This is a genomic window from Bradyrhizobium brasilense, from assembly GCF_029714345.1.
GTDB classification, from domain to species: Bacteria; Pseudomonadota; Alphaproteobacteria; order Rhizobiales; family Xanthobacteraceae; genus Bradyrhizobium; species Bradyrhizobium australafricanum.
Genome location: NZ_CP121669.1, coordinates 6,576,831 through 6,601,386, shown reverse-complemented (window position 1 = coordinate 6,601,386; position 24,556 = coordinate 6,576,831). Strand labels below are relative to the sequence as shown.

Sequence of the window (24,556 nt, the reverse complement as noted above, 5' to 3'; positions counted from 1 at the left end):
CTGACATGAACTTTAGCGCGGAGAAAGCAAGCCGAAAATGGCCTGTTGGCGCGTTTCGTCGCGGGGGCGCGGCAATGGTTACCGCCGCCGCCGTGCTGCTTTGCCTTGGCATGCAAGCAGGCCCCGCCGAGGCCGCCCGCCGCGCGCCCAGCTTTCCGTGGGACGATCTGTTCGGCACCCGGCCGCAAAGGCCGCACAAGGCAGCCCGCCGCTCAGCGGTGCCGCTGCCGAAGCCACGCCCGGCTGAGGCGCCGGCGGCAGCTCACGCACCGGTGGCAACCGAGCCCGAGCCGCCCGCGGCCGGGACGCAGTCTCCGGCCGCACCTGCCGAGGCGGCCAGGCCCAGCGAGACGGCCAAGCCCGCTGATGTCGCCAAGCCGGCCGAGCCCGCCGCGCCGCAGCTTTCGGCCTGCCGGCAGGCGCTGACCGAGGAGATCGCGATCGCTCCAAGCATTCCGGATATCCACGGTGCCGGGGGCTGCGGCGGCGAGGATCTGGTGCGGCTCGAGGCGATCGTGCTGGCGGACAAGCGCAAGGTCGCGGTCAAGCCCGCGGCGATCCTCCGCTGCAAGATGGCCGCTGCGGTCGCCGACTGGGTCCGCACCGATATCGCGCCGCTTGCGCAGAGCCTCGGGGGCGGGATCAGCAATCTCGACAATTTCGACTCGTTCGAATGCCGCGGCCGCAATCGGGTCGCCGGAGCGCAGCTCTCCGAGCACGGCCGCGCCAATGCGCTCGACGTCCGCGCGCTCGGTCTCGCCAACGGCAAGTCGATCTCGCTGACCGACCGCAGCGTGCCGCGGACCTTGCGCGAGACCGTGCTGCATTCGGTCTGTGCCCGCTTCTCCACAGTGCTCGGCCCGGGCTCGGACTGGTACCACGAGGACCACATCCATCTCGACCTGATCGAGCGTCGTAACAATTACCGGATCTGCCAGTGGAACGTGGACGACCCGCTGCCGCAGGTCGCGCCGCTGTTGCCGGCCGAGCGCCCCGAAGAGGCGCCGCCGCGCGAGGTCGCTGCCAAATCCGACGCGCCGAAAGCGGACACATCCAAAGCTGACCACGGCAAGTCTGACACCGGCAAGTCTGGCACCAGCAAGCCGGACGCCACAAAATCAGATGATGCGGCCGCGCCCGACCGCAGCGCCGAGACCAAACCGCAGCCAACAAAAAAGCGCCGGCAAAGCCGGCGCTTTTGATCGCGATTGCGATTGGATCAGTAGGTCGTGCCGCCGCCGCCCTGCAGCGCCATCTGCGGCTTGTAGGGCGAGTCGCCGTGCTTCGGCTCCAGCACCACGACGATGGTGCCGAGCTTGACGCGGTTGTAGAGGTCGATGACGTCCTCGTTGGTCATGCGGATGCAGCCCGAGGAGATCGATGCGCCGATATATTCCGGCTGGTTGGTGCCGTGGATGCGGAACAGCGTGTCCTTGCCGCCCGAATAGAGATACATCGCGCGCGAGCCCATCGGATTGTCGGGGCCCGGGGCCACGAAGGTCGGGACGCCGAGGCGCGAGATTTCGCCGGGGGTCGGGTGCCAGGCCGGCCATTCGGTCATGCTGCCGACCTTGGCGATGCCGGACCAGGCCATGGCTTCCTCGCCGACGGTGATGCCGTAGCGGATCGCCTTGCCGTCATTCAGCACGTAATAGAGGTAATGGTTGTCGGAATCGACCACGATCGAGCCGGCGGCTTCCTTGCGGTGGTACTCGACGATGGCGCGGCGGAACGGTTCAGCGACCGGCGTCTTGACGTAGGTGGTCTTGGCCAGGAGTTCCTTGTCACGCGGCTTGAAGTTCGCGGTGTTGGTTGCCTCATAGGTTGTGGCCTGCATGCAGCCCGACAACATCAGGCCCGCGGCCAGGATCCCGAGGGTAACTTTGAGCGACGACATGATTACATTCCAATCGAAAATCCGCGCTCGAAAGCGCCACTATTACGCCCCAAACGCCACGATTCCATTAGCGGCATTATTGCCGAAACGTGCCATTATTCCCAGAGTCTAGATGCCTTTCCCGCATCGCGGGACGCTGTCTGTGGCTTTTTTGCCGCAACTGTTCTGGTGCCGGGTTGGTTTTTGTGCAAACAGGCAACGGTCGACGAGTCGGCGTCACGTCGCTGCCGCCTGGCCGCCACAAGTATGGATGCCCGGTTAATACCCCGGTCATGAAGCGCCCCCCAGAATCGCGCTAAGTCGGCGGGTCCTGCCAGCCCTGTTTCGTGGAGTTCGTGATGCTGTCGGTGTTCGTTCCGTCCGAGTTTTCGCTCAAGAAGGCCACCGCGACGGACCTCGGCGCGCTGCCCGAGGGAGCGGTCTGGGTCGATCTGGTGAATCCGACCGTGGAGGAGGACCGGGCGGTCGAGAAGCTCGCGGGGATCGCGGTGCCGACCCGGGAAGACATGCAGGAGATCGAGATCTCCAGCCGGCTCTATATCGAGAACAGCGCGCGCTACATGACCGCGACGCTGATGTGCCAGTCCGACACCGACATGCCGCGCACCACGGCGGTGACCTTCATTCTCACCGGTCATCGGCTGGTGACGGTGCGCTACGACCTGCCGAAGCCGTTCGCGCTGGTCGAGAACAAGCTGGCGCGCGCGTGTTCCCCCAGCATCACCGGGGAGCAGGTGCTGATGGAACTGCTGGACGCGGTGATCGACCGTTGCGCCGACATTCTGGAGCGCTGCGGGGCCGATATCGACCAGGTGTCCCACGACATCTTCGAGCCGGAGAGCGAGCGCCACGGCCACGCCAAGCAATATTCGCAGATTCTGATCGCGATCGGCCGCAAGGGCGACCTGACCTCGAAGGTTCGCGAAAGCCTGGTCTCGATCGGCCGCCTCGTCACCTTCCTCTCCGCGGTGGTCGAGGGCGTGAAATGGTCCAAGGACATGCGCGAGCAGCTCAAGACCATGCAGCGTGACGTGGCCTCACTGACCGACCACGCCTCCTATCTCTCCAACAAGATCACCTTCGTGCTCGACGCCATGCTCGGCGTGGTCAATCTGGAACAGAACAACATCATCAAGCTGTTCTCGGTGATGGCGGTGGTCTTGATGCCGCCGACGCTGATCGCCTCGATCTACGGCATGAATTTCAAGATCATGCCGGAACTCGAATGGGCGCACGGCTATCCGTATGCACTGGTGCTGATGCTGATCGCGGCTGTCGTGCCGTACTGGATCTTCAAGTGGAAGAAGTGGCTGTAAACCGGTTCCACGCGTCGCGTTTTGGGACGCGCTTTCTGCCTTATTTCCTCTGCTAAAATTTGAGCGTTGCGCTGAACGTTTGGGCGAAACTTGTCTGCGATAACGCCCGCCTCGAAGCCGGAGGACAGCAATGGTTGAGAAGATCATAACGCCACGGCGTAACGTCATCGACTTTGCGCGCTATCAACAGGACCGCGCAGCAGGCAAGGTGCAGGCGATCTCGCCGAGACTTTGCCGTTACTGTGGCGCTGCGTTGCTGGATGGCGAGGACGAAGACGAATGCTCCAGCGCGCTGAACGACGTCGCGCTGCGGCAGCCCGAGAAGAAGAAGTCGCGTCGGTTTTACGCAGACTAGAGGCCGAAGCCTCGGAGGCAGAAGCCTCGTTTGTGTTTGTTACGCCTGCAAGTGAAGCAATCCCAATGACGGCCGCGGCGGCGGCCGGGATCGCCTCAAAACTTCCTTCCCCGAAATACGGCTCTTCCCAAGCTCAGACGTGCTGACCACCGTTGATGTGGATCTCCGCACCGTTCACGTAAGAGCTGGTCTCCGTACAGAGAACGTAGATGATCTTGGCGACCTCGTCCGGCGTGCCGAGGCGGTGCATCGGAATCTGCTGGTCGACGATCTTCTCGGTGCCCGGCGACAGGATCGAAGTATCGATCTCGCCCGGCGCGATCGCGTTGACGCGGACGCCGACGCGGCCGAAGTCCGATGCCATCTCGCGCGTCAGCGCCGCCAGCGCGGCCTTCGACGTCGCATAGGCCGCGCCGGCAAACGGATGCACGCGCGAGCCGGCGATCGAGGTGACGTTCACCACCGCGCCCTTGGCGTGCTTCAACTCCTCGATCAGCCCGCGCGCGATCATGATCGGTGCGAAGAAGTTGACGTGGAAAACGTGGGTCCAGGTCTCGATATCGGTGTCCATGGTGCCGAGCCGGCCGCCGCCCGCAGCCTTCGGCGAGATCGCGGCGTTGTTGACCAGCGCGTGCAGTTCGTCGTTCTCGAGCCGCCTGCGGATCTCGGAGATCGCGCGCACGGTGTCGTCATGGCTGCCGAGGTCGACCTCGATGTGGTCTTCCGGCCCGGCGCCCCAGGGGCAGACCTCGGGAAACGCATGCCGCGACAGGGTGATGACGCGCCAGCCGGCGGACGAGAACCGGATCGCGGTGGCATGGCCGATGCCGCGGCTTGCGCCGGTCAAGAGCAGCGTGCGCCGCGGCGCATTGGATGGGTGGGGCATCGACGGTTTCTTTCGTTTTCGTCATGCGCGGCGGCGTGCCGGGCATCCACGCCTTCGAACGACTTGGGATGACTTGGGATCAAGACGTCGATGGCCGGGTCATCTTACACGAAGATGCGCTTCGCGCTTTCGCCGGCCATGACGGTCGCAGCTTTCAGGGATAGAGCCGCACCTTCGACCAGGCGCTGCCGGCGCCGTCGCGGCGGAATTCGATGCGATCGTGCAGGCGGTACGGGCGGTCGTGCCAGAACTCGAAGCGCTGCGGCGTGATCCGCCAGCCGCTCCAGCCCGGCGGCCGCGGCACCTCGCCGATGACGTATTTCGCACCGGTCTTGGCGATCGCCTGCTCGAAGGCGAAGCGGCTCTCCAGCGGCTGCGACTGCTTGCTGGCCCAGGCGCCGATCTGCGCCTGCTTCGGCCTTGTGGCGAAATAGGCGTCGGCCTCGGCATCGGTCACCGGCGTGACCGGCCCGCGGATGCGCACCTGGCGGCGCAGCGATTTCCAGTGGAAGAGTAAAGCGGCCTTAGGATTTGCGGCCAATTCGCGGCCCTTGGCGCTCGCAATGTGGCTGTAGAACACGAAGCCGTCGGCATCGAAGCCCTTCATCAGCACCATCCGCACGTCGGGCAGGCCGTCGGGATCGACGGTCGCAAGCGCCATCGCGTTCGGATCGTTCGGCTCGGACTTGACCGCCTCCGCAAACCATTCGGCGAACAGGGCGAACGGCTCCTCCGCCGCGGTGAAATCACCCGATGTTAACGGTGTCGGGTGTTTGATGGAGGTCGTGTCGGTCATGTCAGGAGTCCCGATTTGCATCCGCCCGCGTCTGAAAGCGCGTTACTAGCCCTATATAGGGCATGGGGGCGCGTTGGCCTATCGGCGATCCACCCCGCAGGCGCGGTGGTGACATTGATCCTGATCGGCGTCGGCGCAAGCGGCTGCAGCCTGTCGCGCAGCGACGCCTTCGCCAAGCTGGACGACAAGGATGTGACGGGCTCGATCAGGCCGACCCAGATCAATGCGGTGATGCCGACCGACACCGATCTCGCCTTCGCCCGCAATGCTGCCTCCGACGTGCTGACCAAGGGCGACAAGGATTCCAGCCAGCCCTGGGAAAATCCTGAAACCGGCGCGCGCGGCTCGGTGACGCCGCTGGCCCAGGCCTATTCGGGCGAGGATGGCAAGACGTGCCGGGATTTCCTTGCCAGCTACGTCAATGGAGCCACCGAGAGCTGGCTGCAGGGGGCCGCATGCAAGGCTGGACAAGGGCGGTGGGAAATCCATAGCCTGAAGCCCTGGAGAAAATCCTGAGAATTCCGGCGAAGCCGGGCTAAGTTGCAAAAATGCCACTGAGCCCCCACATGAAGGCAAAGTGGGCCCGGACGGGTTCCCGGCCAGGACTGATTTTTCCCGTGAAGGAGACGTGACGGATGCGCGACCCCTATGAGGTCTTGGGGGTGCAGCGGAGCGCCAGCGCTGCGACGATCAAGAGCGCCTATCGCAAGCTCGCCAAGAAGCATCACCCTGATAACAACAAGAACGACCCGAAGGCGGCGGCCCGCTTTGCGGAGATCAACACGGCCAACGAGATCGTCGGCGACGAGGACAAGCGCAAGCAGTTCGACCGCGGCGAGATCGATGCCGAAGGCAAGCCGCGCTTCCAGGGCTTCCCTGGCGGAGGCGGTGCCGGCGGCCGTGCCGGTCCGGGTGGCTTCGAGTACAGTTTCCGCTCCGGGCCCGGCGGCGGCATGGGCGGCGGCAGCTTCGAGGACATCCTGAACAGCATGTTCGGTAATGCGGCTCGCGGCGGCGGCGGCCGCGCGGGCCGGGCCAGTCCGTTCGAGTTTGACGGCGGCGGGGTCGGCGTCGACCTCGATCTTTCGGTCGCCATGACGGTGTCGCTGGAGGAATCGGTCAGGGGCGGCGACAAGCGCGTCCGCCTGCCGACCGGCCGCGAGCTCAACGTCAAGATTCCGCCCGGGGTCGCTGCGGGTCAGCAGATCCGGCTGAAGGGGCAGGGCGAGACCGCGCAAGGCCATCCGCCCGGCGATCTCCTGATCACGATCTCGATCGCCCCGCACCCGTTCTTCAAGGTCGACGGCAACGATCTCCGGATCGACCTGCCCATCACCCTCTACGAGGCGGTGCTGGGCGGCAAGGTCCGCGTGCCGACGCTTGGCAGCGCGGTCGAACTGTCGATCCCCAAAAACACCTCGAGCGGCCGTACTTTCCGCCTCAAGGGCAAGGGGCTCTCGAAGGCAGGCGTTGTCGGCGATCTCTACGTCACGACCCGCATCATCCTTCCCGACGGGAACGATGCTGAGCTTGAGGCATTGATGCAGACGTGGCGGGATCGTAACCCCTATAATCCGCGCAGCGATCTCAGCTGACCGCCGAGAGCGCGCCCCAAAGACGCGAAGACGCGAAACTGCAACTACCCCGGAGTATATCGGGGTAGACGCGGGCATTGCGAGCGCGTCACAAAGGATGACGGGCCTTCCGAGGTCTGCGGCGTGCAGATCGGATGACGGAAAAGGAGTGCGGCCTCGAGAGGGGGACCAGCGCGGTACACAAAACCCCAATCGAGGCCGCGTGCGCCGATCGGCGGATCGGGCGCGGATCATCTTCGCGTGAGCATCCGGTGCGATAATGAGACGCGTCCATGACGCGAATCGAAGTTTTCGATGTCGGAATTGGGACGCTGAGTGAGGCTGGATTCACTTACTCGAAATGACGCAATTTCGACGACCTGATCTTCCGTAAAATTACGGAAGATCACCCGCCGCTCTTCTCCATCTGATCGTAGACGGCCTGCGCGACCTGGGTCAGGCGCGTGCGATCGGTGCCGCCGCTGACGACATAGGCTACGCCCCGATCGGCCCAGAACAGCGCGCCGTCGCTGCCCTGCACGGCATAGCGCATCTGGGTCGCCTCGGTCTTCACCTTGGCGGTGTAGACCGTGAAGCGCTCACCTGACGTGCTCTCATACATCAGGAACGACGCCGGGCCGCTCGGTCCGGGCAGCAGGCGGCCGCCGACCAGCTTCAGCCCGGTCAGCTCCGGCGCGCGGACGTCCCAGCCGCAGCGCTTGGTCAGCCATTGCTGCAGGTGGTCGCGCTCGCTGCCGGGCACCTCGACGGGATGCCGGACCTCGACCACGTAGAGCCGATGCGCATCGAGTGCATCGACCGTGAAGCTCTGGAAGGCCGACGGCGTCGCCGCCGCTCCGCGCGCGATCCAGCCGGCGCCGCCGCCGGCGACGAAGGCCATGACCGTCGCCGCCACCGCGCCATAGACCCAGCGGCGCGGCTGGCGCACCAGCCGCTCGAGCTCGAGCCGTTTCGGCACCGCCTCGTCCAGCACGGTGTCGTAGCGTGCATGCAGTGTCTCGGCCATCGCACGCCATGACTGCACCCGCGCCGCGTCGTCGGGATGCGCGGCAAGCCACGCCTCGACATCGCCGCGGCGTTCGGCCGGCAGCTCGTTGTCGACGTAAGCGTGCAACTCGTCTTCGGTGACGGGAATGTTCGGGTCGGTCATATCAGTCGTCTCTGCCAAATCTTGTTCGAAAATCGTTCATGCATAACGCCGGCCATCGCGCACATTATCATTTCACCCGCCGGAGCGCCGGGCGCTGGCCCTCGATCGAGGCCCGGACATGGGCGCGGGCGCGGGCGAGGCGGGACATCACCGTGCCGATCGGCACGCCCTGGATGTCGGCGACCTCGCGGTAGCTCATGCCCTCCAGCATGACGAGCAGCAGCACCGAGCGTTGTTCCTCGACCAGCGTCGACAGCGCGCGCTCGATGTCGCGTCCCTCGGCCTCGGTGCCGCTGGCGTCGGCATTGTTGTCGAGCAGCGGCACGAACGCCGGCCGCCGCGCCAGCGAGCGCCGGCGGTTCTTGTTCAGATTGGTCAGGATCGTGTAGAGCCAGCTCCTGACGTCGCCGCCGAGAAACAGCCGCTCCGAGCGCAGCGCCCGCACCAGCGTGTCCTGCACCAGATCGTCGGCGATATCCGTGTCACGCGCCAGCGCGCGCGCATAGCGACGCAGCGCCGGTATCATGGCTTCGACACTTTGACGAAACGCGGTCATGCATCCCAGTCTTCGATGGTCTCGGCGATAGCCGCCTTGTTCAACATAACACCCTGGCGGCGTGGCTATTCCGTCTGCGCCGATCTGCGCGCATACCGCCCAAGCTGCGGCCGATTTGGGCTTGTCGCCAGCTGAAGTGCTGGTGTACCTCCGAGCCGAAAAAATTCGAAGCGTGGAAGCCTTGAGGCGGCCGACCTCTCGCGCAGCAGGGACCAGCCGTTACGGGAATGCCGGTACCGACGATCTATTACATCCGCCACGGCGAGACCGCGTGGAACGCCGAAGGGCGACTCCAGGGCGTGCAGGACATCGCCCTCAATGAGCGCGGCCGCGCCCAGGCGGCGCATGCCGGGCGCATCCTCGCCGATCTCCTGGCGCGCGACGGCCGTGACAAGGCGACGCTGCCGTTCGTCGCGAGCCCGCTGATCCGGGCGCGCGCCACCATGGAGCTGGTGCGCGCCGAACTCGGCCTGCCGCCGGGCGACTACGCCCTCGACGCGCGGCTGCGCGAGATCGGCTACGGGACGTGGGAAGGCTCGACGCTTGCGCAGGCGCAGGCCGCCGACCCCGCCGTCTATGCCCGCCGCCTGGCCGAGAAGTGGACGGTGTCGCCGGAGGGCGGCGAGAGCTATGTCGACGTGCAGGCGCGAATGACCGACTGGTACCGCTCGGTGACGTCGGACACGGTCGCGGTCGCCCATGGCGGTACGGCGCGGGCGCTGATGGTGGCGCTCGGCTTCGAGACGCCGGCCTCGGCCGCCGAACTCTATATCGAGCAGGGGGCGGTCTATGTGTTCGGCGCGGCGGGCCTGCGGAAGTATAGTTAAAGGCGCCCGGCCACCCGCGTCTTTGGGGCCATGAAACTCGTTTGACGCTGCCGACCCTGCGCGTTACGACACGCCATGTCCTTCAATACTTTCGGCCATATGTTCCGCGTCACGACCTTCGGCGAGAGCCATGGGGTCGCGATCGGCTGCGTCGTCGACGGCTGCCCGCCGCTGATCCCCCTGACCGTGGAGGAGATTCAGCACGACCTCGACCGCCGCCGCCCGGGCCAGTCGCGCTTCACCACCCAGCGCCAGGAGCCGGATGCGGTGAAGATCCTGTCCGGCGTGATGGCGCATCCGGAAACCGGCGTGCAGGTGACGACCGGTACGCCGATCGCGCTGCTGATCGAGAACACCGATCAGCGCTCGAAGGATTATTCCGAGATCAAGGACAAGTTCCGGCCCGGCCACGCTGACTTCACCTATGAAGCGAAATACGGCCTGCGCGACTATCGCGGCGGCGGACGCTCCTCCGCGCGCGAGACCGCGACCCGCGTCGCGGCCGGTGCGATCGCGCGCAAGGTCCTGCCCGAGGTGAAGGTGCGCGGCGCGCTGGTGCAGATGGGGCCGCACAAGATCGATCGCGAGAAGTGGGACTGGGACGAGATTGCGAACAACCCGTTCTTCTGTCCCGACAAGGACAAGGCGGCGTTCTTCGAAAGCTATCTCGACGGCATCAGGAAGAGCGGGTCCTCGATCGGCGCTGTCATCGAGGTCGTCGCCGAGGGCGTGCCGGCCGGGCTCGGCGCGCCGATCTACGCCAAACTCGACAGCGACCTGGCGGCGGCGATGATGAGCATCAACGCGGTCAAGGGCGTCGAGATCGGCGCCGGCTTCGGCGCCGCCGAATTGTCGGGCGAGGAGAACGCCGACGAGATGCGGACCGGCAACAACGGAACGCGTTTCCTGTCCAACCATGCCGGCGGCGTCCTCGGCGGCATCTCGACCGGGCAGCCGGTGGTGGTGCGCTTTGCGGTCAAGCCGACCTCCTCGATCCTGACCACGCGCCGGACCGTGGACCGCAAGGGCGCCGATACCGACATCCTGACCAAGGGCCGCCACGACCCCTGCGTCGGCATCCGGGCGGTGCCGGTCGGCGAGGCCATGATGGCCTGCGTGCTGGCCGATCATTTTCTGCGCGACCGCGGGCAGACCGGGCGCTGATCCCTTATATAGTGGCGGTCACCAGACCGCCCTGGGGGAATGCCATGAACGCGTCGGAGCTTCGGGACATCATCGAATGGATGATCGGCGGCGCGCGGTCGGCGCCGACCCCGCCGCAGATGATGGCGGAATGTTGCGAGCGGCTGGTGCGGGCCGGCCTGCCGCTGTGGCGCATCGGCGTCTTCGTGCGCACGCTGCATCCGGAGATCTACGGCCGCCATTTCTTCTGGAAGCCCGGCGCCGAGGTCGAAACCGGCACCGTCGATCACAACATCCTGGACTCCCCGGAATTTGCCGTCAGCCCGCTGTCGACCGTGTTCAGGCAGGGCGTTGAAGTACGCGCGCGGCTCGACGATCCCGCAAGCGCCCGGTTTCCGATCGTCGTGGACCTGCAGGCCGAAGGCGTCACCGACTACATCGCCGTGCCGCTGGTCTATACCGACGGCTTCGTCAATGCCTCGAGCTGGACCACCAGGCAGCCGGGTGGCTTCACCGACGAGCAACTCGATGCGATCCGGTCGATCGCCGTACCATTGGCGCGCTATATCGAAATCATCACCCTGCGCCGCACCGCCTCGCTCTTGCTCGACACCTATGTCGGCAACCGTGCCGGCGAGCGCATCATGGGCGGTCAGATCCGGCGCGGCCATGCCGATACGATGGATGCCGCGATCTGGCTGTCGGACCTGCGCGGCTTCACCGCGCTGTCGGACCGCCTGCCGGCCGAGACTGTCGTGGAGATCCTCAACCTCTATTTCGATTGCCAGGTCACCGCGATCCGCGACCATGGCGGCGAAGTGCTCAAATTCATGGGCGACGGCCTGCTCGCGGTGTTCCCGGTCGACGAATATCTCGGCGACGAGGTGCAGGTCTGCTCACGCGTGCTGGAGGCCGCGCGCGCGTCCCGCGCCGGCGTCGAGGCGCTGCAATTCGCCAATGGCGATGCCGTCGAACGCTTCCGTTTCGGCCTCGCGCTGCATCTCGGGCGCGTGCTCTACGGCAATATCGGCGGCGGCAACCGGCTCGACTTCACCTGCATCGGTCCGGCGGTGAATCTCGCCGCGCGGCTGGAGAAGATCGCCGGCCGTCTCGGCCGCACCGTGGTCGCCTCGGAGCGCTTCGCCGGCATCAGCGACGGCGGCTGGAGCGATCTCGGCGAGTTTCCGATCGCGGGATTTGCCAAGGCCGAACGGGTCTATGGCCTGTACGACGAGGCGCCGGTCGCTGCTGCGAGCTAAAGCATGATCCGGAAAAGTGCGAAGCGGTTTTCCGAAAAGATCATGCTCAAACAAAGAGCTAAGGCGCGATGACGATTCAACCTAATCTCATCGCGCCTTAGCCGCCGCGGGCGTAAGACTGCTTCAGGCCGAAGGTCAGGATCGACAGTGTGATCCACAGCCGCAGCATGGCGAAGCCGAAGATGAAGACGACGTAGATCAGGTTCTTGAGCGGCTGGCCCACCATCGAGATTTGCCAGAAGTGCCAGATCGCGGTGCGGACCAGGCCCTGCCCGTAGCCGAGCGCCACATTGATCGCGCCCAGCACGAGCACCGCGGCGCCAAGCCAGAGCGCGTGCCGGCCAAGATCCTTGACCGCGGCAAACAGCGCGACGCGGCCGCCATTGGCTTCCGCATTGACGATGATCAGCAGCACCAGCGCCGCGATCGCCGCACTCCAGAACCGGCCGAGATGGGTGACCTGATCGAAGGCCATGCCGTCGAGACCCGACAACAGATACGGCGCAAACGACGAGAAGCCGATCGCGGCGGTGCCGAGTGCCGCCACGATCATCACGAGCACGATCCGCCACAGGATCGACAGCGACAGTCTGATCTGCTCGGCCAGCGTCAATTCGCCAAGCGATGATCGGCCTCCGGAAGCCTGGATCGAGTCCCGTGCCGTCGCGAAGAAGGCGAGCAGCACGCAAGCGTTGGCAAGCGCCAGCGCGGGCACGATCAGGCCGAGATTGCCGTAGCCGACGATCCGCAGCGCCGCCGCCATGATGAGCCAGGGCAGGGCGGGCAACGGGCGAAATGGCCCGAACGAGGTCTCCGGGCGGGTCTTCCGCAGGGACAGTTGTTGGCGCAGCGCGACGGACATGCCGCGTTCATGCCATGCGATCCCTAAAGCACCGGTCGCCGCGATCGCTAAAATTCGCGGCAAGGCCTGAGGCAATCTGGCGCTGGCGCGCTATTCCTCGGGCTCGGTGGTGAACAGCAGCGGATAGCCCTTGGCGCGGCCGGCGTCAGTGGCCCGCGTCGCCTTGGTCTCGGCGACGTCCCTGGTGAAGACTGCGACGACGCAGACGCCGCGCTGGTGCGCGGTCAGCATCACCTTGTAGGCCTGGTCGTCGGTCATGCGGAATTCACCCTTCAGCACGGTGACGACGAATTCGCGCGGCGTGTAGTCGTCGTTGACCAGGATCACCTTGTGCAGGCGCGGCCGCTCGACCTTGGTCTTGGTCCTGGTTTTCGGCTTGACGACGGTATCTGGCATCGCACTCCCTCGCGATTGCCCCGTAAGAATACCGTCTTCAGGCGCGCCTTGGAACCGTTCGATTTGCACGGCGTCAATGCGGCAACGGCACGGCGCGCGTTGCCGCATTCGAGGCAAGCGAAGTCTGACTCGAATGTGGACGTCTAACCTGAATGTGAAGGACAGCTGATATCTGCGCTTTTCGCCGCCTGAATTGCGTGTCACGATGACACTCATACGACGGGAGGGCCGCAATGCGCTGGTATGTCTCGATCGGAGCGGTGCTTGTCGCGGGCATGTTGGCCAGCGGCGATGTGGCCGGTGTTGCCGCGCCCGGCCCGGGAACCCAGCCCGGCCAACGCCTTGCTGAAAAGGAATCCACACCGAGCGTCGACATCGAGTTGATCATCGCGGTCGACGTTTCCTATTCGATGGACATGGACGAGCTCGCGATCCAGCGCGAGGGCTATGCGCAGGCGATCGTCTCCAAGGATTTCCTGCAGGCGCTGAAGGCCGGTCCGAACGGCAAGATCTCGATCACCTATTTCGAATGGGCCGCCTCCAACGATCAGAAGATCATCATCCCCTGGCGGGTGATCGACGGCCCTGAATCGGCCGATGCGGTCGCCGCCGAGATCATGAAGACGCCGGTGCGCCGCGCCTCGCGCACCTCGATCTCCGGCGCGATCTATTTCGCGATCCCGATGTTCGACGAGAATCCGCATCGCGGCCTGCGCCGCGTGATCGATATTTCCGGCGACGGACCCAACAACAACGGCACGCCGATCACGCCCGCGCGCGACGCGGCGCTCGACAAGGGCATCGTCATCAACGGTCTGCCGATCATGGTGAAGGAACCGTCCTACTCGACGATGGATATCGAAAATCTCGACTATTACTACGAGGACTGCGTGATCGGCGGACCGGGCTCCTTCGTGGTGACGATCAAGGATCGTGAGAAGTTCAAGGAGGCGATCCGCACCAAGCTGCTGCTCGAAGTCGCCGGCCGCACCCCGGAGCGCCCGATCATGCGGACCGCCGAGAAGGAGCCGCGGGTCAATTGCCTGATCGGCGAGAAAATCTGGCAGGACCGCTGGGGGCGGTAGCGATCATGGAAATCTCGTAGGATGGGTAGAGCGCAGCGAAACCCATCAATTCATATCCGAGGCGCGAATGATGGGTTTCGCTGCGCTCTACCCATCCTACGGTTCTAACTCGCCCTACAGATCTTCTGGAGCTCACTCTCTATCGCGCGCAGCATCTGCAACGCGGCGGCATGCTCGGTCGCGCCGATCTGCCGCCAGACCTCCGCGGCGCGGCCAGCGAGGCCGCGAACCGTCACCGGAAAATTGGTGGCATGCGCCAGCGCGCCCTTTTCGTTGATCAGATATTGCCCGTTCAGCGCAAACAGCACCTGCGCGACGCAGGCCAGCGCGCGATAGGCGCAGCCGGCGATATGCGTGCTGTCGCCGCGCGGCAGAGCTAGCTCGGCATTCTCGATGCTGAACAGGATTTCCCATTGAAAGCGCCGGATCAGCGCATCGCGCAGGGCCGGCGGGTAGGGCGCGGTCCTCGCCTTCAGCGCCGCGACGAGGCCGTCGGGATCGTGCAGCGCACGGCACAGCGCGACCTCGCCCATCCAGATCGCCGGGCAGAAGCCGTGCGGATGGCCCGGCTGGTAGTGCATGCTGATCTCGCCGTTCCGGCAAGCATCGATGACAGCGGAGACCTGATCGATGCTGCGGTAGAGCAGGTCGACCTTGCGGCCGCCGATCGTGAGCCAGGCGCCGCCGACGATCCACGGTCCCCATTCGCCGACCGGCGTGACATGCGCAGCGGCAGGATCGTCGACCAGACCCGTTACAGCTTCGCGCAGCCGATCGATATCCGGCGCGGCGCCATCCCGATAGTAGAGGCCGATATCGGTGTCGGAGGTGTCATGCGCCGTGCCGCGCGCCCGCGAGCCGCCGAGCACGATGGCGGCGACGCCCGGTACGGCGGCAAGAACGGGAATGGTGCGTGCGAGCAGCGGATCGTCGGACATGAAGCGCAGACTATAGCGAGACTGCCCGCGCTCAGCGATAGTCGCAGCGTCCTGTCAGCGCGCGAACCGCGCCACCAACTCGACATGGGGGGTGTGGCGGAACTGATCGACCGGCGTGACGGCTGCGATCTTGTAGCCGCCGTCGATCAGGATTTTCGCGTCGCGCGCAAACGTTGCGGCGTTGCAGGACACCGCGACGATCACCGGCACCTTGCTCGCCGCCAGCTGGGTGACCTGCGCCTGCGCGCCCTGCCGCGGCGGATCGAACACGACGGCGTCATAATCGCGCAATTCCTGCGGCATCAGGGGACGGCGGAACAGGTCGCGGGCCTCGGCCTTGAGCGGCTTCAGCCCCGGCGTCGATTGCGCGGCCTTCTGCAGCGCGGTGATCGCACCCGTGTCGCTGTCGAATGCCGCGATCCGCGCCTTCTCCGCAAGGCGCAGCGCGAACGGACCGACGCCGCAAAACAGGTCGGCGATATGCTTGGCGCGTCCGCAATGCTCGCGAACCAGCGCGGCCAGCGTCTCCTCGCCCTTGACGGTCGCCTGCAGGAACGAGCCGGGCGGCAGCACCACCTTCGCCTTTCCGATCGCAATCTCGGGAGAGGCACGCTGCAGCACCAGCTCGCCGTGGCGTGTCAGCCGCGCCAGCCGGTGCTTCTCCGCAACGCGCGACAAAGTGGTGATCAGGCTGGTCGGCAGCGCGCCGGAACCGCGCACGTCGATGTCGAGGCCGTTGACGGTTGCGGTCACCTGGATGTCGAGCGGCTTGCCGATCGCGGTCAGCGGCTCGGCGGTGGCCCAGGCCGCCTCGAGCGCACCGTCGAGCGCAGGATCGAGGATCGGGCAGCGATCGACAGGGATGATGTCGTGCGAACCTGCCGCGGCGTAGCCGACCTTGAGGACGTCATGGGTGCCCATGCGCCCGTGCAGCGTGATGCGGCGACGGCCCGCGCCATGGGCATCGATCAGGGCTGCGACTTCCGCCGCAATCTTCGCCTGCGCCAGCGTCTCGACCACGACGTTGCGCTTCCAGGCGTGGTAGGGCGCGTCGTTCCAGTGCTGGATCGCGCAGCCGCCGCAGACTCCGAAATGTGGACAGAACGGCGCGATGCGCTCGGGGCTTTCCCGCGCGATCCGCAGCAGCCGCCGCCGGTCGGGATGATTGCCCGGGACCTCGTCGACCTCGACCGTTTCGCCGGCCAGCGCATAAGGCACAAAGATCGATTGCGATCCCTCGATCGCGACGCCGTCGCCGCGGTGGCCGACATGGTCGATGGTGAGAAGCTCAGCCACGGCGCGCGCCGAGGAAGAATTCGATATTGCCGTCGCCGCCCGAGATCGAGGACGGGAACACCTGAATGTCGGTGCAGCCCAGCGAGGCGGCAAAGGCGGCGATATCGTCGCAGATCTCCTGGTGCACCATCGCGTTGCGGATCACGCCGCGCTTGGAGTGTTTGCGCGCCGCCTCGAATTGCGGCTTGATCAGCGCCAAAAGATGCATCGGAGCTGCCGCCAGCGACAGCGCCACCGGCAGCACCAGCTTCAGCGAAATGAAGCTGACGTCGATCACCACGATGTCGGGCCGCGCCGGCAGGCGCTTGCCCTCGAAACTCCTGATGTCGGTGGCCTCCATGGAGACGATCTTCGGATGCCCCTGCAGCGAGGGATGCAGCTGGCCGTGGCCGACATCGATGGCGAACACGAGGCTAGCGCCGTTGGCGAGCAGCACTTCAGTGAAGCCGCCAGTCGAGGCGCCGACATCGAGGCAGACATGGCCCTCGACGTCAATCGGATAGTGCTCGAGCGCGCCGGCGAGCTTGACGCCGCCGCGCGAGACATAGGGATGCGCCGGCTCGGCCGAGAGTGCCGCGCCCGGTGCGACGATCTCGGACGCCTTCGCGATCTGCCTACCGTCGGCGGTGACGAGGCCGGCGTCGATGGCGGCGCGCGCCCGCGCCCGGCTTTCGAACAGGCCGCGTTCCACCAGCAGTACGTCGATGCGCTTGCCGGCGGATGCGTCGTTGTCGTTGTCGCCCGCTCTGGTCACTTCGCCGCCTGCCGGCGCTGCGCGGCAGCGAGCCGCACGCAGGCCTCGAAGGAGGTGAGGTCGTGCCAGAGGTCGGCCGACGGCTCGCGCGGGGTCACCAGCGGGCTGCCGTGCAGGTCGAGCGCGTGCATCATCATCAGATTGTCCGGCAATCCAAACTCTTCCACCGTCAGCCCCTCCGCATCGATCAGGCGTCCATCGGATGCCGGCACGACCTGACTGAGCCGCGCCACGCGATTGGCGTAGGACGTGGGATCGTTGGAATAGGCGAGGCACAGTTTGCCGCGTCCCGCCATGTAGCCGAGTTCGTAAACCGTGCCTGCGTCGGCACTGGGGCCGCGAAACGGCGTCAAGTTGGCGATGATGGCGTCGGCAGACTCCATCATCGCCTCGTTGCTCTTGAAGATGGTGAGTGAGACGCCGGCGGCTGTGGGATCGATGCTGTTGTCGAGCGGATACAGCCCGGTCAGCCCGTGATAGGCGCAAACCTCCGCCTTGCGGCGGCCGATCTCCACGGCATCCGGCAGGAACACGTCAGGACCTGCCAGATAGATCTTCATGGACGTGCCGGGGCTGGTGCGTTTTCGAGCGAGAACCTGGAGCTTCGGTTCTGATTGATTCAATCAGAACCGAAGATGCTCCAGTGAGCGCCGCCCGCAGCGATCAGGCGAGCTTGACGGTCTCGGCCTTGTAGTCCTTGCCGAGAGTTTCGAACACCTTGGCGACGATGCTCTTGGCGTCGAGACCGGCCCGGGCATACATCGCTGCCGGCGTGTCGTGGTCGAGGAACACGTCGGGCAGGATCATCGAGCGGAACTTGAGCATGCCGCTGTCGAGCATGGCGTTGTCCGACAGGAACTGCATGACATGCGAGCCGAAGCCGCCGATCGAGCCTTCCTCGATCGTGATCAGGATCTCGTGGTCGCGCGCGAGCTTCATGATCATCTCTTCGTCGAGCGGCTTCATGAAGCGCGCGTCGGCGATCGTCGCGGAAAGGCCGTGCGCGGCGAGTTCGTCGGCCGCCTTCTCGCACTCGGCGAGACGGGTGCCGAACGACAGCAGCGCGACCTTCTTGCCCTCACGGATGATGCGGCCCTTGCCGACCTCGAGGGCAACGCCGACTTCCGGCATCTCGATGCCGCGGCCTTCGCCACGCGGATAGCGCAGCGCGCTCGGACGATCGTTGATCGCAACCTGCGTCGCCACCATGTGGACCAGTTCCGCCTCGTCGGCGGCGGCCATGATCACCATGTTCGGCAGACAGCCGAGATACGCATTGTCGAACGAACCCGCGTGCGTCGCGCCGTCGGCGCCGACCAGGCCGGCGCGGTCGATCGCGAAGCGGACCGGAAGGCTCTGGATTGCGACATCATGGACCACCTGGTCATAGCCGCGCTGCAGGAAGGTCGAATAGATCGCGCAGAACGGCTTGTAGCCTTCGGTGGCGAGGCCGGCCGCGAAGGTTACCGCGTGCTGCTCGGCAATGCCGACGTCGAAGGTGCGGTCCGGGAACGCCTTGTTGAAGATGTCGACGCCGGTGCCCGACGGCATCGCCGCGGTGATGGCGACGATCTTGTCGTCCTTCTCGGCTTCCTTGACGAGGCTCTGGCCGAACACGTTCTGGTAGGCCGGCGCATTCGGCTTGGCCTTGGCCTGGGTGCCGGTCGCGACGTCGAACTTGACCACGGCGTGGTACTTGTCGGCGGAGGCTTCGGCCGGGCCGTAGCCCTTGCCCTTCTGGGTCACGACGTGAACCAGGATCGGCCCGGTCTCCATGTCGCGGACGTTCTTCAGCACCGGCAGCAGATGGTCGAGATTGTGACCGTCGATCGGGCCGACATAGTAGAAGCCGAGTTCCTCGAACAGCGTGCCGCCGTCCATCATGAAGCCGCGGGAATATTCCTCGACGCGGTTGGCGCGGTTGGCGAGGATCTTCGGCAGGCGCTTGTTGATCTGCTTGGCGGCCTCGCGCAGCGAGCGGTAGGTCTTGCCGGAGTAGAGGCGCGACAGATAGGCGCTCATCGCGCCGACGGGCGGCGCGATCGACATGTCGTTGTCGTTGAGGATCACGATCAGGCGCGAGTTCATCGCGCCGGCGTTGTTCATCGCCTCATAGGCCATGCCCGCCGACATCGCGCCGTCACCGATCACGGCGATAACGTTGTTCTTGCCGCCGGAGAGATCGCGCGCCACGGCCATGCCGAGGCCGGCCGAGATCGAGGTCGAGGAGTGCGCGGCGCCGAACGGATCGTAGTCGCTTTCGGTGCGCTTGGTGAAGCCGGAGAGGCCGCCGCCGGTGCGTAGCGTGCGGATGCGGTCGCGGCGTCCGGTCAGGATCTTGTGCGGGTAGGCTTGGTGGCCGACGTCCCAGATCAGGCGGTCGCGCGGGGTGTCGAAGATGTAGTGGATGGCGGTGGTCAGTTCGACCACGCCGAGGCCGGCGCCGAAATGGCCGCCGGTCACCGACACCGCGTCGATGGTTTCCTGGCGCAACTCGTCGGCAACCTGCTGCACCTGCTCGACCTTCAGCTTGCGCAGGTCATCCGGCGTGTGAATAGTGTCAAGAAGCGGCGTCTTACTAAATGTGGTCACAGCGAATTTCCAATTTTTGCCTGTCGGAACGAACCGCCCGACGCGAGATGGGATGGCGCGCACACCGCGCAGCGAATGCCAGACACTGGGTGCCGCCCCGGCAGGCCGGTGCCTGGTTGTAAGCCTAGATTCACTCCGGATTGGACCACGTGATATGCATCACCTTGGTCGCTCTTCACCCGTCCCGGTTCAGTTTTGTCGAACCATTTGAGATGCATGCCGCCCGAAAAGTCGGGCTGCCCGCCACTCTCAAATGCCCATAGAACTGGAAGCATTACACCAAAGCCGCAGCCAAAGCCAACCCGATAGGGGCCGCAAGGTTCCTATGCGGCGCGCTGAAAAACCTAGTCTTTTCAATAGTCGGGTGGGAGCCGGGTTCCAATTCGCCTAATTTGGCGGCAGCCGGCCGGGCCGGCTCGGCCTGATTCGCAGCCGTACCCGACCCCGCGGGTAGCCCCGGGGGTTTACGGGTGGCTGGAAATGCACAGCAACAATTGCCCGCCATGGCGGACATCGCGCCGCACGATCGAGGTAGACGGCGGCGCTACTGCACGTCGAGTGGCTCGGTGCCGGTCGGTTGGCCCGAGGCGTCGGTGGTGATCTTGTCGACGCGGGCTTCGGCCTGACGCAGCAATTCCTCGCAGCGCCGCTTCAGCGCCTCGCCGCGCTCGTAGATCGCGACCGATTCCTCAAGCGGGACCTTGCCGTCCTCGAGCCGCTTGACGATCGATTCGAGTTCCTCGATCGCGCGTTCAAAGGAGAGCTTCTTCACGTCGGCTTGGGTATTCTCGGCCATTCTTGCGTTCCCGATTGCGTGGATCAGATCGCAACCTGATCTTGTCGTCCAAACATGACCTGTCGCAGGCCATGCTCGCCCCGGCGCAGAATCAATCGAATTTTTGCGGGCGTATTGTGGCGGGGATTTACCCGTCCATCAATGCGGTGACGTGAGATGCCACCGACTCTTTCAGGCCCTGCAGGTCGTAGCCGCCTTCCAGGACGGAGACGACGCGGCCGCCGGCGCTCTTGTCGGCGAGATCCATCAGCTTGCGCGTGACCCAGCCGAAATCCTCGCCCGTCAGGTTGATCGAGGCCAAGGGATCGCGGTGATGCGCGTCGAAGCCCGCCGAAATGACGATAAGTTCGGGGGAGAACTTCTCCAGCTGCGGCAGGATCAGGTTCTCGAAAGCGGAGCGGAACTTGGCGCCGCCGTCGCCGGGCGCCAGCGGCGCGTTGACGACAGTGTCGTGCTCGCCACGCTCGCCGGCGGCCCCAGTGCCTGGGAACAGCGGCATCTGGTGCGTCGAGCAATACATCACGGTCGGGTCGGCCCAGAAGATATCCTGCGTGCCGTTGCCGTGATGGACGTCGAAATCGATGATTGCGGCGCGCTTGATGCCGTATTTGCGCTGCGCGTGGCGGGCGGCGATCGCGGCATTGTCGAAGAAGCAGAAGCCCATCGGCGTCGATTTCTCGGCGTGGTGCCCGGGCGGGCGCACCGCGACGAACGCGTTTTGATGCTTGCCCTCCATCACCGCATCGGTGGCGGCCACCGCGCCGCCGACGCCGCGCATCACCGCTTCCCAGGTGCCCGGCGACATCGAAGTGTCGCCGTCGATATAGATCATGCCCGAGGTCGGCGCGATGTGGCGGAGTTCGCCGACATAGTGCTCGCCGTGACAGAGCAGCACGGTGTCGAGGTCGCCTTCCGGCGCGGAATCGCGCACCAGCGCCTTGAAGCGATCTTCGCCGAGCACCTCGGCGACCGCCCGCAGCCGGTCGGGGCGTTCGGGATGTCCGGGAGGCGTCAGGTGGTCGAGACAGGCGGAATGCGTCAGAAGCAGTGTCATGCAAATTCCCGGCGCAATCGATGCGCGTGCGAGGGCGCATGATCCGGAAAAGTGCGCAGCGGTTTTCCGACCAAGATCATGCAAGAGCAGGCCCTAATCTAGGCCGTTAGCGGCGTTCCGGAAAGGGCCGCGTTTGATCTCGCTGTTCCGGTGCTCGTTCTTCGACACCTTGCCAAGGTCTCTGAGAGTCCGCCCGCCTGATCCCCGAACTCGTCATGCCCGGCCTTGTGCCGGGCATCCACGTCCTTGGTCCGAAGGCGCTAACGCTAGAGAGACGTGGATGGCCGGGACAAGCCCGGCCATGACGAAGACGAGTTTGCCGCTCAGTTGATCCGCTCGATCCGCTTGCCTGCCGTTGGGCCTACTGGGCTGTTGGCCTTGAAGTAGGCATAGAGCGCATCGACGTCGTAGATGCCGAACTGCTGCGCGGTTCCTTGCTTGAACACCGTGAAGCCGTCGCCGCCCTCGGCGAGATAATTGTTCACGGTGACGCGGTAGCTCGCGGCCGGGTCGATCGGCTTGCCGTCCAGCGACATCCGTGCGGCGATGATGCGCGCGCCATCGGGCTTGCTCGCATCCCACGCATAGGAGAACCCCTTCGAGACCTGGAGGGCGCGCGGCCGCTTCGGATCGGCCCATTGCTGCTCCAGTGCGTCCTTGAGCTGCTTGCCGGTCAGCGTCATCGTCACCAGCTGGTTGCGGAACGGCTGGCTTGCGAAGATATCGGCATAGGTCACCGCGCCGTCCTCGCGCTTGACGAGGTCGGTGCGCACGCCGCCGGGATTGGTGAAGGCGATCACCGCGCCGCCATTCGGTTCAGCGCTGGTTGCAAGCAGCTGTGCATCGGCGACGATGTCGCCGAGCGGGCTCTCGCCAGTTTCGGCAGGTGTACGCGACAGCGTTTCGGTGACCGAGCCTGCCGCGCGGCTCGCGATCGGCGCGGCCAGCCGGTCGTAGGATTCCAGCAGCGCGCTCTGCTCGGGATCCTTGGCGGTGCCGGCGATCCGCACGATGGTGTTGGCGGCCCTGGCGCTGATCACGTCATGACTGTTCGGATCGAGCTGAAGATCGATCGCGGTGACCAGGGTGCCGTACTTGTCGCCGGAGGTGACGAGCCGTCCGTCGATCTCGCAGACATAGGCCTGGTGGGTGTGGCCGGAGACCACGACGTCGACCGCGCGATCGAACTTCTTGACGATGTCGACAATCGGCCCGGAGATCCCTGGACATTCATTATAGTCGCCGGTCGGAAAGCCGCCTTCGTGGATCAGCACCACGATCGCCTCGACGCCCTTCGCCTTCAGCTCGGGGACCAGCGCATTGACGGTCTCGGCCTCGTCGCGGAAATCGAGGCTTGCGACGCCGGCCGGCGACACCAGGTTCGGGGTGTTCTTCAGCGTCAACCCGATGAAGGCCACTGCAATGCCGTCGAATTGCTTGATCTCGTAGGGCGGAAACACCGGCTTGCCGGTCGCCTTCTCGATCGTAGAGGCGGCGAGATAGCGGAATTTGGCTCCTGTGAACGGGTGCGGCCCCTGGCATTTGTCGATCGGATGGCAGCCGCCATTCTGCATCCGCAGCAGCTCGTCCTTGCCCTCGTCGAATTCGTGATTGCCGACCGAGGAGATCGCAAGCCCCATCAGCGAGAGCGACTCGATGGTCGGCTCGTCGTGAAACATCGCCGACAGGAACGGGCTCGCGCCGATCAGGTCGCCGGCCGCAACGAAGATGTTGTTCTTGTGGCCCTCGCGCAGCTGCTTGACGACGGTGGCCATCCGCTCGGCGCCGCCGGCGGGCTCCATGATCTTCCTGGTCGCGTCAGCGGGGTCGGTGATGCGGATGCCACCCGGCGGCGGCCGCAGATAGCCGTGGAAATCGTTGATCGCGAGAATGCGCAGGCTCACCGGCTCCGCGGCCTGCGCCGGGCAGGGGTTTGCTGCGGCCAGTCCGAACGCGCAGAGCGCGGCGAGAGGGGAAAGGCGGGGCTGTCTCATGACCTGTCCATGGAGCACGGGATCATGGCGCCGCGCCACTACAATTTTGCGACGCTTCGTTTCAATCCTTCGGGCGAGCCATGAATGCCTTGAACGCCTCGACTGCTTCCTCGGAGCGCATCCGTTCGCTGAACAGATGGTTCTCCTGCTCGATGCGGCGGGTGACGTCCTCCGGCGGCAGCCGGATCAGGCGCCGCGAGATCGCCACCGCCTCGGCCGGCAGCGCGCAGATCTCGCGCGCCACCTTGTGCGCCTCCACCTCGGCATGCCCCGGCGCCACCACGGTATTGACGAAGCCGGCGACGCGGGCGTCGTCGGCCGACATGGTGCGGCCCATCACCAGCATCGCGAAGGCACGCTGGTGGCCCATCATGCGCGGCATCAACAGGCTCGAGGCGCCTTCCGGCACCAGGCCGAAATTGGAGAACGGCGTCGAGAACAGCGCGGTCTTGCTGGCGAGCACATAGTCGCAGTGAAACAGCATGGTGGTGCCGATGCCCATCGCGACGCCGTCGACGGCGGCGATGATCGGCTTCACATTGTGGGCCAGCGAATACAGGAACTTGACGAGGTCGGAGGCCGGCGGCGTCTCACTGGTCGAGGTGCCCTGCGCGAGCAGGTCCTCGATGTCGTTGCCCGCAGTGAACACGCCGGAGCCGCCGGTGATGATCAGGCAGCGGATCTTCGGGTTGTTCTGCGCCTTGTCGATCGCGTCGCTGATCGCGCGAAACATCTCCTGGGTGATCGCGTTCTTCTTCTCGGGCCTGCGCAGCCGGATCACGCGCGTGGCGGCTTCGTCGGTCACTATGACATGCGCGGTCATCGAGCGGTCCCAGGGTCAGCCGGCATCGTCGCCGGTGGAGGTCGTGCCGCCATCCTACATGATCCGTTGCGGGTCCCAAGAGCTCCAGCGTGTTCCGGGCTGCTTTTCTCCGTGGGCGAGCATGAGAACGGCGCAATGCAGATAGCCGGAATCTTGCGATTCCGGGCAGGGACGTTGGTCGTAGGC

At 65.4% G+C, this 24,556-nt stretch carries 25 protein-coding genes; 9 read left to right on the top strand and 16 right to left on the bottom strand.

What is annotated here, in order from left to right; all coding sequences use genetic code 11:
• Positions 1–5 precede the first annotated feature (5 nt).
• On the top strand, positions 6–1,202 hold the full coding sequence (locus tag QA635_RS30845) for an extensin family protein (protein ID WP_425249065.1): 1,197 nt from the start codon (positions 6–8) through the stop codon (positions 1,200–1,202).
• Positions 1,203–1,219: 17 nt separating this feature from the next.
• Here the strand turns inward: QA635_RS30845 and QA635_RS30840 are convergent, their stop codons facing one another.
• Positions 1,220–1,897 (bottom strand): L,D-transpeptidase, encoded by a 678-nt coding sequence (locus tag QA635_RS30840; RefSeq protein WP_283063347.1) that lies wholly within the window; start codon positions 1,895–1,897, stop codon positions 1,220–1,222.
• 338 nt (positions 1,898–2,235) lie between these two features.
• On the opposite strand from QA635_RS30840, the gene QA635_RS30835 reads away from it, so the two are divergent.
• On the top strand, positions 2,236–3,213 hold the full coding sequence (locus QA635_RS30835) for a magnesium transporter CorA family protein (protein ID WP_092083830.1): 978 nt from the start codon (positions 2,236–2,238) through the stop codon (positions 3,211–3,213).
• 130 nt (positions 3,214–3,343) lie between these two features.
• Complete coding sequence (locus tag QA635_RS30830) at positions 3,344–3,568, top strand: hypothetical protein (protein WP_028334509.1); 225 nt, start codon at positions 3,344–3,346, stop codon at positions 3,566–3,568.
• 133 nt (positions 3,569–3,701) lie between these two features.
• Here QA635_RS30830 and QA635_RS30825 read toward each other — a convergent pair whose 3' ends face one another.
• Positions 3,702–4,454, bottom strand: coding sequence for an SDR family NAD(P)-dependent oxidoreductase (locus QA635_RS30825; RefSeq protein ID WP_018270354.1), 753 nt, complete (start codon positions 4,452–4,454; stop codon positions 3,702–3,704).
• Positions 4,455–4,608: 154 nt separating this feature from the next.
• On the bottom strand, positions 4,609–5,250 hold the full coding sequence (gene pdxH, locus QA635_RS30820; protein WP_018270355.1) for a pyridoxamine 5'-phosphate oxidase: 642 nt from the start codon (positions 5,248–5,250) through the stop codon (positions 4,609–4,611).
• Between the two features lie 108 nt (positions 5,251–5,358).
• On the opposite strand from pdxH, the gene QA635_RS30815 reads away from it, so the two are divergent.
• A complete protein-coding gene (locus QA635_RS30815) occupies positions 5,359–5,766 on the top strand; it encodes an RT0821/Lpp0805 family surface protein (RefSeq protein ID WP_283063341.1) in 408 nt (135 codons plus the stop codon).
• A 119-nt stretch (positions 5,767–5,885) separates the two neighbouring features.
• Positions 5,886–6,845: a J domain-containing protein gene (locus QA635_RS30810; protein ID WP_283063339.1), complete on the top strand. Its 960-nt coding sequence runs from the start codon at positions 5,886–5,888 to the stop codon at positions 6,843–6,845.
• Positions 6,846–7,230: 385 nt separating this feature from the next.
• Here QA635_RS30810 and QA635_RS30805 read toward each other — a convergent pair whose 3' ends face one another.
• On the bottom strand, positions 7,231–7,995 hold the full coding sequence (locus QA635_RS30805) for an anti-sigma factor family protein (RefSeq protein ID WP_057015209.1): 765 nt from the start codon (positions 7,993–7,995) through the stop codon (positions 7,231–7,233).
• Between the two features lie 67 nt (positions 7,996–8,062).
• A complete protein-coding gene (locus tag QA635_RS30800) occupies positions 8,063–8,551 on the bottom strand; it encodes a sigma-70 family RNA polymerase sigma factor (RefSeq protein WP_016844579.1) in 489 nt (162 codons plus the stop codon).
• A 227-nt stretch (positions 8,552–8,778) separates the two neighbouring features.
• On the opposite strand from QA635_RS30800, the gene QA635_RS30795 reads away from it, so the two are divergent.
• The 3 genes from QA635_RS30795 (at position 8,779) to QA635_RS30785 (ending at position 11,780) form a co-directional block, all read left to right on the top strand.
• Positions 8,779–9,378 (top strand): histidine phosphatase family protein, encoded by a 600-nt coding sequence (locus tag QA635_RS30795; protein ID WP_283063334.1) that lies wholly within the window; start codon positions 8,779–8,781, stop codon positions 9,376–9,378.
• 75 nt (positions 9,379–9,453) lie between these two features.
• Positions 9,454–10,542, top strand: a complete 1,089-nt coding sequence (gene aroC / locus QA635_RS30790) for a chorismate synthase (RefSeq protein ID WP_283063333.1) — start codon at positions 9,454–9,456, stop codon at positions 10,540–10,542.
• Positions 10,543–10,586: 44 nt separating this feature from the next.
• Positions 10,587–11,780 carry an adenylate/guanylate cyclase domain-containing protein gene (locus QA635_RS30785; protein ID WP_069278631.1) on the top strand — a complete coding sequence of 398 codons (1,194 nt, stop codon included), beginning with the start codon at positions 10,587–10,589 and terminating at the stop codon, positions 11,778–11,780.
• A gap of 97 nt (positions 11,781–11,877) precedes the next feature.
• Here QA635_RS30785 and QA635_RS30780 read toward each other — a convergent pair whose 3' ends face one another.
• Positions 11,878–12,642 carry a hypothetical protein gene (locus QA635_RS30780; protein WP_283063330.1) on the bottom strand — a complete coding sequence of 255 codons (765 nt, stop codon included), beginning with the start codon at positions 12,640–12,642 and terminating at the stop codon, positions 11,878–11,880.
• A gap of 90 nt (positions 12,643–12,732) precedes the next feature.
• Entirely contained in the window at positions 12,733–13,038 is a 306-nt protein-coding gene (gene clpS, locus QA635_RS30775) for an ATP-dependent Clp protease adapter ClpS (RefSeq protein WP_021076758.1), read from the bottom strand.
• Positions 13,039–13,271: 233 nt separating this feature from the next.
• Between clpS and QA635_RS30770 the strand changes: the two genes are divergently transcribed.
• Positions 13,272–14,123 (top strand): DUF1194 domain-containing protein, encoded by an 852-nt coding sequence (locus QA635_RS30770; RefSeq protein WP_283063326.1) that lies wholly within the window; start codon positions 13,272–13,274, stop codon positions 14,121–14,123.
• A 104-nt stretch (positions 14,124–14,227) separates the two neighbouring features.
• Here the strand turns inward: QA635_RS30770 and QA635_RS30765 are convergent, their stop codons facing one another.
• The 9 genes from QA635_RS30765 to QA635_RS30725 all read right to left on the bottom strand — a co-directional run bounded on the left by QA635_RS30765 (position 14,228) and on the right by QA635_RS30725 (position 24,370).
• Complete coding sequence (locus tag QA635_RS30765) at positions 14,228–15,061, bottom strand: nucleotidyltransferase domain-containing protein (protein ID WP_283063323.1); 834 nt, start codon at positions 15,059–15,061, stop codon at positions 14,228–14,230.
• A gap of 54 nt (positions 15,062–15,115) precedes the next feature.
• A complete protein-coding gene (locus QA635_RS30760; RefSeq protein ID WP_283063321.1) occupies positions 15,116–16,357 on the bottom strand; it encodes a class I SAM-dependent RNA methyltransferase in 1,242 nt (413 codons plus the stop codon).
• Entirely contained in the window at positions 16,350–17,111 is a 762-nt protein-coding gene (locus QA635_RS30755) for a TlyA family RNA methyltransferase (protein ID WP_283063319.1), read from the bottom strand. The genes QA635_RS30760 and QA635_RS30755 overlap by 8 nt, the downstream gene beginning before the upstream one ends.
• The gene (locus QA635_RS30750) at positions 17,108–17,671 is read right to left on the bottom strand and encodes a nucleoside 2-deoxyribosyltransferase (protein ID WP_057015217.1); all 564 of its coding nucleotides are present in this window, start codon (positions 17,669–17,671) and stop codon (positions 17,108–17,110) included. The genes QA635_RS30755 and QA635_RS30750 overlap by 4 nt, the downstream gene beginning before the upstream one ends.
• A 103-nt stretch (positions 17,672–17,774) precedes the next feature.
• Positions 17,775–19,703, bottom strand: coding sequence for a 1-deoxy-D-xylulose-5-phosphate synthase (gene dxs, locus QA635_RS30745; RefSeq protein WP_050387827.1), 1,929 nt, complete (start codon positions 19,701–19,703; stop codon positions 17,775–17,777).
• 544 nt (positions 19,704–20,247) lie between these two features.
• Positions 20,248–20,499: an exodeoxyribonuclease VII small subunit gene (locus QA635_RS30740; protein WP_028334494.1), complete on the bottom strand. Its 252-nt coding sequence runs from the start codon at positions 20,497–20,499 to the stop codon at positions 20,248–20,250.
• A 127-nt stretch (positions 20,500–20,626) separates the two neighbouring features.
• A complete protein-coding gene (locus tag QA635_RS30735) occupies positions 20,627–21,553 on the bottom strand; it encodes a histone deacetylase family protein (RefSeq protein WP_225161639.1) in 927 nt (308 codons plus the stop codon).
• A gap of 323 nt (positions 21,554–21,876) precedes the next feature.
• Positions 21,877–23,547, bottom strand: a complete 1,671-nt coding sequence (locus QA635_RS30730) for a bifunctional metallophosphatase/5'-nucleotidase (protein WP_283063311.1) — start codon at positions 23,545–23,547, stop codon at positions 21,877–21,879.
• Between the two features lie 61 nt (positions 23,548–23,608).
• Positions 23,609–24,370: a crotonase/enoyl-CoA hydratase family protein gene (locus QA635_RS30725; protein ID WP_092083615.1), complete on the bottom strand. Its 762-nt coding sequence runs from the start codon at positions 24,368–24,370 to the stop codon at positions 23,609–23,611.
• Between the last annotated feature and the right edge of the window lie 186 nt (positions 24,371–24,556).